Annotated in this window: 15 protein-coding genes and 1 riboswitch; of the genes, 1 reads left to right on the top strand and 14 read right to left on the bottom strand. The window is 32.9% G+C overall.

Annotation, left to right across the window (positions count from 1 at the left end):
- Window positions 1–47: 47 nt before the first annotated feature.
- The 10 genes from kamE to QJ521_RS07190 are packed head-to-tail and all read right to left on the bottom strand — an operon-like array spanning window position 48 to window position 8,577.
- Window positions 48–815: a lysine 5,6-aminomutase subunit beta gene (kamE, locus tag QJ521_RS07145; RefSeq protein ID WP_282839767.1), complete on the bottom strand. Its 768-nt coding sequence runs from the start codon at window positions 813–815 to the stop codon at window positions 48–50.
- A complete protein-coding gene (kamD, locus tag QJ521_RS07150) occupies window positions 808–2,376 on the bottom strand; it encodes a lysine 5,6-aminomutase subunit alpha (RefSeq protein WP_282839768.1) in 1,569 nt (522 codons plus the stop codon). Before kamD ends, kamE begins: the two co-directional genes overlap by 8 nt.
- Entirely contained in the window at window positions 2,369–3,355 is a 987-nt protein-coding gene (gene kamB, locus QJ521_RS07155; RefSeq protein WP_282839769.1) for a lysine 5,6-aminomutase reactivase subunit KamB, read from the bottom strand. Before kamB ends, kamD begins: the two co-directional genes overlap by 8 nt.
- Window positions 3,339–4,607 carry a lysine 2,3-aminomutase gene (kamA, locus tag QJ521_RS07160; protein WP_282839770.1) on the bottom strand — a complete coding sequence of 423 codons (1,269 nt, stop codon included), beginning with the start codon at window positions 4,605–4,607 and terminating at the stop codon, window positions 3,339–3,341. The genes kamB and kamA overlap by 17 nt, the downstream gene beginning before the upstream one ends.
- 13 nt (window positions 4,608–4,620) lie before the next feature.
- Window positions 4,621–5,655 carry an L-erythro-3,5-diaminohexanoate dehydrogenase gene (gene kdd / locus QJ521_RS07165; protein ID WP_282839771.1) on the bottom strand — a complete coding sequence of 345 codons (1,035 nt, stop codon included), beginning with the start codon at window positions 5,653–5,655 and terminating at the stop codon, window positions 4,621–4,623.
- Complete coding sequence (kce, locus tag QJ521_RS07170; RefSeq protein WP_282839772.1) at window positions 5,639–6,481, bottom strand: 3-keto-5-aminohexanoate cleavage enzyme; 843 nt, start codon at window positions 6,479–6,481, stop codon at window positions 5,639–5,641. The genes kdd and kce overlap by 17 nt, the downstream gene beginning before the upstream one ends.
- A complete protein-coding gene (kal, locus tag QJ521_RS07175) occupies window positions 6,474–6,866 on the bottom strand; it encodes a 3-aminobutyryl-CoA ammonia lyase (RefSeq protein ID WP_282839773.1) in 393 nt (130 codons plus the stop codon). Before kal ends, kce begins: the two co-directional genes overlap by 8 nt.
- 1 nt (window position 6,867) lies before the next feature.
- Window positions 6,868–7,518 carry a 3-oxoacid CoA-transferase subunit B gene (locus tag QJ521_RS07180; protein ID WP_282839774.1) on the bottom strand — a complete coding sequence of 217 codons (651 nt, stop codon included), beginning with the start codon at window positions 7,516–7,518 and terminating at the stop codon, window positions 6,868–6,870.
- Window positions 7,515–8,165, bottom strand: coding sequence for a CoA transferase subunit A (locus QJ521_RS07185; protein ID WP_282839775.1), 651 nt, complete (start codon window positions 8,163–8,165; stop codon window positions 7,515–7,517). The genes QJ521_RS07180 and QJ521_RS07185 overlap by 4 nt, the downstream gene beginning before the upstream one ends.
- On the bottom strand, window positions 8,158–8,577 hold the full coding sequence (locus QJ521_RS07190; RefSeq protein ID WP_282839776.1) for a MaoC family dehydratase: 420 nt from the start codon (window positions 8,575–8,577) through the stop codon (window positions 8,158–8,160). Before QJ521_RS07190 ends, QJ521_RS07185 begins: the two co-directional genes overlap by 8 nt.
- A 392-nt stretch (window positions 8,578–8,969) precedes the next feature.
- On the opposite strand from QJ521_RS07190, the gene QJ521_RS07195 reads away from it, so the two are divergent.
- Entirely contained in the window at window positions 8,970–9,203 is a 234-nt protein-coding gene (locus QJ521_RS07195; RefSeq protein ID WP_282839777.1) for a hypothetical protein, read from the top strand.
- A gap of 51 nt (window positions 9,204–9,254) precedes the next feature.
- Here QJ521_RS07195 and QJ521_RS07200 read toward each other — a convergent pair whose 3' ends face one another.
- The 4 genes from QJ521_RS07200 to QJ521_RS07215 all read right to left on the bottom strand — a co-directional run bounded on the left by QJ521_RS07200 (window position 9,255) and on the right by QJ521_RS07215 (window position 12,461).
- Window positions 9,255–9,785, bottom strand: coding sequence for a hypothetical protein (locus QJ521_RS07200; protein ID WP_282839778.1), 531 nt, complete (start codon window positions 9,783–9,785; stop codon window positions 9,255–9,257).
- 3 nt (window positions 9,786–9,788) lie between these two features.
- Entirely contained in the window at window positions 9,789–10,259 is a 471-nt protein-coding gene (locus QJ521_RS07205; RefSeq protein ID WP_282839779.1) for a hypothetical protein, read from the bottom strand.
- 41 nt (window positions 10,260–10,300) lie between these two features.
- Window positions 10,301–11,488, bottom strand: a complete 1,188-nt coding sequence (locus QJ521_RS07210) for a hypothetical protein (RefSeq protein WP_282839780.1) — start codon at window positions 11,486–11,488, stop codon at window positions 10,301–10,303.
- A 96-nt stretch (window positions 11,489–11,584) separates the two neighbouring features.
- A riboswitch (cobalamin riboswitch) is annotated at window positions 11,585–11,754 on the bottom strand.
- Between the two features lie 59 nt (window positions 11,755–11,813).
- On the bottom strand, window positions 11,814–12,461 hold the full coding sequence (locus tag QJ521_RS07215; RefSeq protein ID WP_282839781.1) for a cyclodeaminase/cyclohydrolase family protein: 648 nt from the start codon (window positions 12,459–12,461) through the stop codon (window positions 11,814–11,816).
- Between the last annotated feature and the right edge of the window lie 2 nt (window positions 12,462–12,463).

The raw sequence follows: 12,463 nt of genomic DNA on the forward strand, positions 1-12,463 counted from the left end.
CATGATTAAATCTTTAACTACTTTTATTTTACCATAACTGAGACTGGTTACTTCAACTCTATTTCTTTTGTTTTTCGTTTCTTTTGTTTTAATGCTTGAACAGCAAAGCTTGCAACATCATATGCATATTTTTTAGATCCAAACCCTGCATCATATCCAAGTTCTTTGGCTAATCCATGATGTATTCTTGGCCCTCCAATAATGACAATGAATTGATCTCTTCTATTTTCAGCTTCTAAAAGCTCAATAAAGTGCGTTAGATTTTGGATGTGCACATCTTTTTGAGTTACTGTTTGACTAATTAAGATAACATCTGCTTGATATTCGATAGCTTTTTCTAATAAGGTCTCATTATCAACTTGACCTCCTAGATTTATTGCTTGAATACCTTTGTATCTTTCTAAACCATAATTTCCGTTGTAACCTTTCATATTCATAATAGCATCGATACCTACAGTGTGTGCATCTGTACCTGTTGATGCCCCAATGAAAACAAGTGGTTCGTTGAAATGTTGTTCAATATAAACTTCAACTTCTTCTTTGCTCATCGATAGTGATTCAACTTGAACAACATTTAAAATACTAATGTCAATTTGTTGTTCTGCTGTTCCGTATACAATATAAAAGCTGAATTGATCTCCTAATGACGCACCATGAACAACTTGAGGATCATGAATACCCATTTGCAATGCAAGTCTTTTTGCAGCTTCTTCACCTATGGCATCAAAAGGTATTGGCAGTGTAAAACTTAACTGCACTTTTCCATCATTTAATGTATCACCATAAGGACGAACCCAATCTGATTTCTTAGACATTGTTTTCCTCCTTTAGTGATTTAATCAATATATCGAATACAGGATTTTGGTAATCTTTATCTTTAACGAATACACCTTCTAAACCTTTACCTTGATTTTCAAATCTTTTGATATCAGCAAACTTCCCTTTTTCTAGTGTTTTAAACAAACCATCTTGTTTAATTTCATCAAGTAAAACCACTGCTTTATTTAAAACATCATTTGCTCTTTTTACAATAATACCGTTTGGCTGATAAGTGATTTCGTTACCAAAATCTTTAAAGGCTTTTTCAATATATGCTGCATTATCTAAAGCTAATGCTCTATCACTGATAAATGGAGTATGGATTGCTTCTGTTAACATACCTAATAAATGGATTGACTGTTTGGATGTCACAGCAGCAATATTAAATAAAGCATTTTGCACAGTTCCCTTAAAAATATCTCCAGTCATATGCTTAGTTGGTGGCATATATTTAAGAGGTGCATTTGGAAATATTTCTCGAGACATTTCGGCTTGAGAAAGTTCATATAGAAAACTATTTTCTATCTCAGGATCAATTTCATATGCATGTCCTAACCCCATTAATGATTCTTTCATATAAGCGTTTTTAGCAAATTGCTCATTGATAAACTGTGATGCTAGAACCGTATGTGCATGATCAAATGCATCAGAAGTTGTTAAATAATTATCTTCTCCTGTATTGATAATGATTGATGCATATGCACTTAGCACTCTAGAAAAATATTGATCAATGAATGTTCGTTTCATATTGATATCTCTAAAAATAATGCCATATAAAGAATCGTTTAGCATCATGTCTAATCTCTCGATCGCTCCCATCGCGACGATTTCTGGCATACATAAACCTGATGCATAATTAACAAGTTTGATATATCTTTTTTCCTCAATGGAAACTTCATCTAAAGCTTGACGCATGAGTCTAAAGTTTTCTTGTGTCGCATACGTTCCACCAAAACCCTCTATGGTTGCTCCATAAGGAACATAGTCTAAAAGCGATTGCCCAGTGCTTCTTATGACTGCAATAATATCCGCACCTTTTTTCGCTGCTGATACAGCTTGTTTAATATCTTCATAAATGTTGCCTGTAGCAACGATGACATATTTACTTGGTGTTGATTTTGTTATTGATGTTTTCAACATTTCATTTCGCTTTTTTGTCATCGCTTGGATTCGGTTTAATGTGAGATTAATATATGGTGTTAAATGGCTTATATATGCGCTTTTCTTGTTTTCTTTATATATTGCCAGACTTAATTCTGATGAAGCAATTTTCTGTGCGATTTCTTGTGGGGATAACCTTGTTTCATGAACTGCGTATGACATATAATGACATATACCCTTTGACAAATCAGCGTGCTTAACAACATGATCAACAACAACATTGACAAGAGGCACATCAAAATCGTTGACTCCATCAGTACCAAGTAATCTTAATAGTGACCTCTCAACGGAAACTGTTGTATGTTTGTCAATGTATCTTTGAACTTCGTTAGCGATTTGTTTTGCATCATTTCTACATTGCTTTATTGTTTCTACATTTAAGTTTAATTTAGACATTGTTAAACTCCTTTTCAACATTATAGACTGGAATCTTTATAACTTTTTTTAGTTCAGATAAAAATAGATCAGCATCATAATGTTTTCCAACTGGACTGAATGGATTGATTGTAACAAACATCAATGGACACTGATGAATGACTTCAATCTTAATATTTAGATTTTCGATGTATTGATAATATACATCTGAAAATAGTAGTTTCGTTGGATCATCACAGATTAAAACAAAATCTTTTACTGAGTATTCTATTAAATAATCAATGACTCTTTGTGTGATTGCTCCTTTTATATAAACATACTTTAAACTTTTGTTTACATGTTGTATCACATGATGAATTGTCGTTAGCTTTTTATCATAAAAGTTATAGTCTTGTTGATCTGTTTGAATAATCAATGATTGTTTTGGCACTTCATTTATCCAATTGGTTTTTGGATAATTAAAGGATTCAACAATTCTTCTCGTTTTTTCGATGGTATGCATCATGCTCGGACTAACTGATGCTCCAGTAGATAAACATATAGCATCTATATTTTTAATATTCGCAAATGTCATCCGATTAAACGCTCCATCAACAAATACTTTATCAACATATTTTTTCATAAGTTCGATTAATATGTGCAATTCTTGATTTGTCGTAGGACCTGCAATCACCATTGTTCCATCTTGTAAAACTTCAATAATTTTGACTTTACCTAAAGCTGTCATTAATTCTGTTTTTTCTAGTATTTCAAAATGAATATCAGATGCTTCTAAGCAAGCGCATGCTGTAGCAACTATCATGCCTTTTTTTACATGTATTTTTGGCTTTGGTAAAAAATTGACCTGATCTAAATCTTCTCCATCTAGACCTATACTGGTCAAGCCTATTTTATATTTGTCATATAGTTTTAGCATCGCATTTAAAGTTGTTGTCTTGCCTGTGTTTTTCGCTAAACCAATAATCCCTAAAGTTTGAACATCATCAATACTTTTTATCACGTATGATCCGCTCTTTTCGTTTTAATATTTCAGGTTCTAATGAAATACGATCTCCATTAAGTAATCCACTGATGCCATCTAATTTACTGTGTTTACATTCCTCACAGTCACACTCAGTTTCATAATGGTCAGGTTCACTATAAGTTGTAATGACCCCCTCAAAGTTTCTTAAAATAACTTTATGTGGTCCTTGTGAAACAATATAATTTGGCATTACAGGAATTTTTCCTCCACCACCTGGCGCATCAACAACAAATGTTGGGACTGCAAATCCTGAAATATGTCCCCTTAGTCCTTCTATTATTTCAATACCTTTACTGACTGATGTTCTAAAATGTTCAATGCCTACAGATAAATCACATTGATATAGATAATATGGTCTTACACGTATTGCTATTAAACCTTTAACTAATCTTCTCATAATATGTACACAATCGTTTACACCTCTTAATAATACACTTTGATTGCCCACTGGTATACCTGCATCTACAAGTTTATCGATTGCTTGTTTGCTTTCTAAAGTGATTTCATTAGGATGGTTATAATGTACATTCACCCAAATTGGATGATATTTCTTTAAGATACCTACCAATTGATCAGTAACACGTTGTGGCATAACAACTGGTGTTCTTGTTCCAAAACGGATAACTTCTACATGTTTAATTTCTCTAAGTTTTTTCAAGATATATTCAATGCGTTCATCACTTGCCATAAATGCATCACCACCAGAAAGTAGTACATCACTAATTTCTGGATGATTTTTAATATATTCAATAGCTTTATCAATTTGCTCTATCTTTAATTCTGCATCTTTTTGACCAGCAAAGCGACGTCTTGTGCAGTGTCTACAATAGGTACTGCACATATCAGTAATTAAAAATAAAACACGATCCGGATAACGATGTGTTAATCCAGGAACTGGTGAATCATGGTCCTCAGCTAATGGATCATATAAATCGTTTTTACCATTAATCAATTCACTACCAAAAGGTATCGCTTGTAAACGAATCGGGCATTTTGGGTTGTTGGGATCAATGAGTGACAAATAGTATGGTGTAATCGCCATTCTTAAATGTCCTAAAACTTTTTCGATTGTAGATTCTTCTTCTTTGGTTAATTGAATATATTTCATTAGATCAGCAGCTGAGCGAATTCTATGCGAAGTTTGCCATTTCCAATTATTCCAATCATTATCACTAACATCTTTGAAATATTTGTGTCTTCTTTCTAAATATGCGGTATTTAAATTCATATGAATCACACTCCTAAACGTATTTTTGAACTAATAAATGATAAATCTCTTTACTTTCTCTTAGTATATTTAAAGTTATTTCTGCATGATTCTTTGTATACCCATTACCAATCATCATCGTAACATCTTTTCCGATGCCTTCTGCACCTAATGCTGCTTTAGTAAATGAAGTTGCCATACTGAAGAAATAGACTATACCTTGATCTTTCGTACTTAATATTGATGTCATTTCAGTGTTTTCTACATTCACAACATTAATCGTTAAATCAGCTAACTTACCCTCTGTTAATTTCATCATTTTCTCATAGGTTTCAAGGCTGTTTAGCGCATCACCTACAAAGACTTCATCGCAAAGTTGATTTGCTATCATCATTTCTTTTTGTTGTTCATTTTGAACTAGACCAATAACTCTACCATTTTTACCAACTTGTTTTTTAGCTTCATAAGAACAAAGCATACCGCTTTTTCCTGCTGCACCAATGATGAAAACAATATCATTTTTTTTAGCTAGTTTTTGAACTTGTGCGGGTGCACCTGCTACATCTAGTGCAGCTAGTGCTAGTTTTTCGTTCATATCACTTGGTATGACTGCATATATTCCGGAATCGAATAATATTGCTTTTCCTTTAATATTGACTTGTTCATTGGTTAAGTTGATTGAGCTAATTTCTTCAATGAATAATGGGGTTAAAGATAAAGATACCAAAGTAGCAATTTTATCACCTTTATTGAGTGACTGGTTGTGAAAAGCAGAACCCACCTTATGAACAGTTCCAATCAACATCCCACCGCTTTTCGTTACTGGGTTTTGCATCTTTCCCTGTGTGTTTACGATATCTAATATCATCATCTTCATTTTTATTTCATCATGATTGCATACATCTTTAATTTGGTGAAAAGATGCAGAATCAATATTTAATGTATCTACATCGATTAACAACTCATTATCATAACAAATAGGTGTTGAGTCGATTTTATAAGCTGCTTGAGGTAGCACACCTAAAGGCTCAATAACACGATGCGTTCCGTATTTACAATATGTTTTCATGATTAAACTCCTTGAGTTTCAATATTTGTCTTGCTTCGCTAGGAGTCGCTATTTCTCTGTTATATTTCTTTGCAATCTCACACACTTTTTTAACAAGTTCTTGATTCCCTTTAGCAAGCACACCTTTTTCTATGTATAGATTATCTTCTAGTCCAACTCTAACATGTCCGCCATTTTGAATCGCAAGTTCTGCTAAAGGAAACTCAAATCTACCGATTCCAGCAACACTATATGTGCAAGATTTAGGAATGCTTTCCTTTAAAAAATGAAAATCTCTCGCTTCTCCTGTCATTCCTCCATTAACACCTAAAACAAAGCTAAAATGCATTGGATCATAAATAAAACCTTTTTTATGTAATCTTAAGACCAAGTCGATATGCCCTTTTTCAAAACATTCTAATTCAGGTAGAATCGATTTCTCATGCATCACCTTAGCAAAATGCTTAATGTCATTTTCTGTATTAACAAAAATATCGTCTCCACCAAAATTGAGTGTCCCACAATCTAAAGTTGCCATTTCAATATTAAGTTCTGTGGGTTGCAATCTTTCATCTCTTTGCATGCCAACAGCACCACCTGTTGATGGTTGAATAATGACATCATTGCATTTTTCTCTTATTCTTTTGATAATTGCTTCATATCTCGATTTGCTTTGAGTTGGTGTACCATCGTCTTCTCTAACATGTAAATGGATAATTGAAGCTCCTGCAAGATAGGCTTGATATGCTTGTTCTACTGTTTCTTCAATTGTATATGGTACATAAGGATTATCTTGTTTTGTAACTTCTGCACCAGAAATTGCACAAGTTATAATCAAGTTATCCATGGTTAACTCTCTGCTTTTCTTTTGGAACAATACAAGTCCCAATTGCTTGTGTTGTTAACACTCTTTTATCCAATGTATCAGCTGCAGATGGACTGATATCTGGTCTAGCTTCAATGACTTTGTAACAAGCAAATTTCATTTGTCTTGATGTGTTTCCAACTTTGATGATTTTTGCTTCAACTTCAATAAAATCTCCAGCATATAAAGGTGCTAGAAAATCAATAGACTCATATGCTCTAAATAACCCTTCATCCCCATCATGCTTAATTAGTAATTCTGTCGCTACATCACCAAAAAGAGCGATAACTTTAGCTCCATCAACTAAATTTCCTCCATAATGTGCATCTTGTTGACTTAATCTTAAACGATGAACTGCTTTTTCCATACTAAACCTCCATGACTTTTACTTTGTCATATTTTAAAGTTGCTTCCGTAGACTGAATAATTTCTTCAATTGAAACATCTGGATGTCTTTCTATTAAATATAAACCATCATCCCTGACTTCCATTACTGCCATTTCTGTAACAATTAAATCAACCTTTTTATAACCAGTTAACGGTAATGAACATTTTTTCTTTATTTTCGTTTGATCTTTGTTCATATGCGTTGTTGCTATAATCACTTTTTTTGAACCCGTAACTAAGTCCATTGATCCTCCCATTCCTGGTACCAATTTATTTGGTATAATCCAAGAAGCTAAAGAACCTTCCTCATCAACTTCAAGAGTACCTAAAACTGTAACATCAATATGACCTCCTCGAATCATCATAAAAGATGTTGCAGTATCAAAAAACATTCCGTATTCTTTAATCGTAGCGTATTGTCCACTGGGATTCGTTAAATCTAAATCTATATTTGATTCATCTGCATTAGGACCTAAACCTATAATTCCATTTTCACTTTGTAAAAATACTTCAATACCTTCTGGTATATAATTCGCTACTAATGCGGGTATACCTATGCCTAAATTGACATAATCACCATCTTTTAACTCTTTTGCTACTCTTTTAGCAATAACTTCTTTTGCATTAATCATATCAAGTCACCTCCACAAACGTAATCAACAAATATATGTGGTGTAATGACTGATTCAGGATCTATATGTTCTACCTTATGTGCTGCTAAAGCAATAACTTGTTTTGCTGCAGTAGCAATAATAGGATTAAAATTTCTAGCTGTTTTAGCGTAAGTCAAATTACCTAATACATCTGCATAATAGGCAGAGACTAAAGCAATATCTGCACCTAAAGCTTCCTCTAATAAATATGTTTTTCCTTGTATCTCTATTTTTTGTTTTCCATTTTCAACAACTGTATGAACACCTGTAGGGGTTAAAATACCACCTAATCCCGCCCCATACGCTCTAATTTGCTCAATGAGTGTGCCCTGTGGAATTAAATCAACTTTTAGCAGTCCTTCACTCATCAACTTACCTGCATAAGGATTTGTTCCTATATGTGTGGCAATCAAATGTTTAACTTGGTTATTGGCAATCAACTTACCGACACCTTTATCTGGATACCCTGCGTCGTTACCAATTAGTGTTAAATCCTTTACGTTTGTCTCAACAATCCAATCAATAAATTTCTCTGGAGTTCCGCATGTTAAAAATCCACCGAACATAATCCTTTGTCCATCTTTAATAAGCGATTGAAATGTTTTTTTATCAATCCATTTATTCATCAAATTGCTCCTTTCTAGGCATCAAAGCTGCTTCACCTGTTAATACACAGTTTTTGTTTTCATCAAATATTTCTGTCGTAAAAATAACTCTATTCTTTTCTAATATGATTTCTTTTACGGTTGCTACAACAGTAATAATCGTATTGGGATAGACTGGTTTTAGAAACTTAATGGATTGTGAACAATATATTGTTCCTTCACCTGGATAATCTAAGCCAAATATCCGACTAAATAAAGAACCGATAAGCATCCCATGAACTATAGGTTTCTTGAAAACAGTTCCTGCAGCATATGCTTCATCAAAATGTGTTTTATTCATATCACCAGTTAACTCACCAAACTTCTTAACGTCTTCAGTTGTGATCATTCTTTCATAAATTCTTTGATCACCAATTTCCATTTTTCTTATCATTTTTTTCATTTCCTTTCAAAAAATAAAAAGAGACCTGTTTATAAAAACAGCTCTCCATTTTTGTTCAAATGGCAATGAAGGAGGTGTACCCTCAATCATCAAGTTTAACGCAAGGATTTCATTAAACTTTCGGCGATGTGCTCCTTCTTTAAACCACCAGAATACCTTTAATTCTCATTGTAGTCTAAATACCCGACAAATCGCTCCTCTGTATCGTATCTGCATTCATTATAAACGAAAAATGAAAGCGCTGTCAATGGGTTTTGAAAAGAAAATGAATTTTATATAAATAAATGCAATAATAATCGTATTTTGTTAATTAAGCAAATTAGTATTAAATATGAAAATAGTGTATAATAAGAGTATATTAATATATATAAGGAGGAATTTAGATGAAAAGTTTTGTTAGTGCAATGGACGGATTGCCATGGATACTGAAACTGATTTTAGCATTTCCTGGCCTTGATATTGTTTGGGGTATCTACCGTATTGTAAAAGGATTGAATAAAAATGATATGGTTATGGTATTTGCAGGTATTATTTGGATTTTAGTAGGATGGGCAATTTTCTGGATTATCGACATTATAACAGTCATTGTAAGCGGAAGACCTACTGTATTCGCATAATTAAAGTATAAAAAATAAAGCGGTTCATCCAATTTGGATCAACCGTTTTTTTTATGCAATCGCGTCATATCTAATACGATGCATGACTAATATTTTTTTAATCGGTTCATATAACCATAAGATGGTTAAGAAATTACTGATAGCCATCATGAATTCAAATGGTAAATCCATCATCAAATATGCAACAAAAGGAATGTCTAAGATAAAGACTGATACGGGTATAAATATCCATCCATAAACAAAACCAAAGATAAATCCAAAGATTGCAAGTTTATATGCTGATTCTAACTTTTTAAATACTGTTGATAATAAAATCGGTATCAACATCCAGGCAACAAACATGGATGGAATATAGACTGGAATCATTGGACCAAATGGTGATAATAGATTAACAACAATGACATGGACAATAATAATCATTGTTGTTCTTTTAAAACCAAATACCTTCGCGTAAACAACAATGAGTAAAGTTGAAAACTGAATATTGGGTAGGAAAGATAATGCTAGTTGTTGAACAAATAGTATTGCAGCACATATTGAGACTAATGTTATGTCCTTAATCGCTTGGTTGGATTTACTCATTGGTTAACCTCCCCATGGATCTTGAACAGATATTCTAATCTTATCACCATCATTAAACGGTAGGTGACTGGGTCCAGATGTCGATATATAATATGTTTCTCCATTATGTTGTTCAAACGCTAAAAATGAGGTGTACCAATCTGTAATAATTGTGAAATGATCACTAGATATACCTAAAATAGCTTTTCCTTGATATCCAAATCCTTGAAAGGTATATAAACATTCAGGATCGGGTTGATAACTTGCGTTTGCACAAGTCAAATCAAATGAACGACTTAAAATATCAAAAAATGTTTCACCTTCAAAAAATTCAATATCATCTTCGAAAACAGTTATACCACTTCCATCAACGATGGTAAGATGAACAAACCCATCATCATCGGCTTCATGATTATTTGATAGCAATCGAATTGCGACAAAAACAATAGCTATACTAACAATACTAACGATTGCTTTGATTGCGAGTTTTTTCATTTGATATAACTCCTTTCTATAAAGTATTTATACTATGTTTACTATCCAATATTAAATATGTTAACAGCTGGATTGCCGTAAACATCTCTATATAATTTATAAGCGACTAAAGCTGTAAATGCTTGCGGTGTAGAAAATGCCATATCTGCTTGATCAGAAGATAATTGTAGTTTATAGGCACCATTGAGTTCAAAACCTAAAAGTGATTCAATTAAATCTACGCCATCAACTGTATATGCTTCGCTTCTTGGGTTAACACCTTGAGCAACTAACCCAATAATAACCGATGCTGTTGAAGCTGAATTAGGTCCTCCCCATCCATCAATACCTTCTGATGTTTGATTTTCCTGTATATAAACATACATATCATTTATAAATGATTGAACATCAACATCTCCGCTATATGGAGCTAATGTAGAAATCACCATACCTGCATAATCTGCATCCATATACATCGGTAATGACATCAGTTGAATCACTAAATCCTCAATTAAATCTGTATCACCATTTGTAATATATAAACCCGTGAGTAAAGACATTGCATCATAATGATTATTTGCTTCAAAATCTTCAAGAGCTGTTTTTGTATCTTCGGTAGGTAACCCAAATAATGTCTCAAATATTGAGGTTTTAAATGTATTTGCAATCGTATCTCTTTGAATACCACTTACATTTTCAATCAGACTATTTAGTTGAGGAACTTGATAATTTCTAGCATTTAAATGTGCGATTGCTAAAGCAACATAATGATGTATTTGCTCATCATTAATATAAGTTTCTAAATGATTATCAATAAATTTTTGAATAAGTTCGTCTACTTTGAGATCTACATCATCTAACATACTTATTTCCTTGAAGGTAACTTTCATACCATCATTTAAAACAATGTTTTCAATGCCTGATGTTATGGGTTCATCATTAAGATATAAACCAAAATAATAGTTATATGTCACATTGTATTCAGTTGGATAATACTCACCAACACCATTGACAAATACACCTATATCATAAACATCATAATCTAAACCGACAACCTCATCAATGATGTAAACAATGTTTCTATCTGTTCCTATTTCATAAAATATTGATTCACTTAATAAAACAGTTCCATCAATATCAACAACCTCTACCTCAAATGAGTGTAGCTCAACATCTGGTGTTGATTCTTGACATCCAGCAAGAACGACCAGTCCAAGAAAAATTAAAACTGTAAACCAAATTTTTTTCATGCTTTCTTTCTCCTTTTCAAAATAAAAATCCATACCTCTGGCGGTATGGAAATAGACAAAAAAGGACTTTTGCCCGTCTCAACCCCAGAAGATGACTAGATTTCGACTTATTCGGTAGGTCTCCCGGCTTAACATCATCCTACTTTGCACCTTCCCGCTTGTCGCAGTGGTTATTGCATTTCGTCCGTTTCACGGTTGCTGGGACAGCTCAAGAATTTAACTTGATTCCCTGTTATGTTATCTAACACCGAATGGTCTTATTTAGTTACTCTAATTATATGATAGTATAACCTTTTAATCAATAGAAAAGAAGAAAAAAATTAGTTTATTTTTTTCTTAAGTAATGATAAACGGTTTCTAATAGTTCATCTCTGATTTCATGAGCTTTTTTAATCATATCATTTGCTTGATTTTCATATTGTTGTACTGCGATTGAATCCTCTAATCCAGGTAAATTAATAAAGACATTCATACAAGCACCTTCAATACCGCTTGCAAGCATTAAAGTTGCTACACCAATATCTGAAACTGTTTGTTTATTACCATGTTTCAAAATATATGGTAATTGATGCAGTGCACTTAAAGAAAGGCTTGCTACTTTAACAGGAACGCGAATAGCTTCATGTGTTGCTTCTTGTATTTTTTCATTTCTAGTTTTTATTTGTTCTTCTGTTTCTTTTGGAAGTTTGAATGCTTCCATAATCATATTAAACGAGTTTGTATCTTCATCGATAAGAAGTTCAAGTTGATCTTTCATCATGATTAACGAATCATGAACTGTTTTAAATTCAAGTTGTGTTTCTGCTGGAAGTGCTAAAAACTTCTTTTTACCCACAGTTAAATGACCTACCATACGTGTTAAAGCAACTCCGAGTGTTGAGCTTAGAGCAGCAACAGATCCACCGCCTGGAGCAGGTGATTTAGAGTCGACTTCGCTTATAAAACCACTTACTTTATAATCTACTAATTTCATAA

This window comes from Peloplasma aerotolerans, assembly GCF_030012175.1.
GTDB classification, from domain to species: domain Bacteria; phylum Bacillota_I; class Bacilli_A; order Acholeplasmatales; family Acholeplasmataceae; genus Peloplasma; species Peloplasma aerotolerans.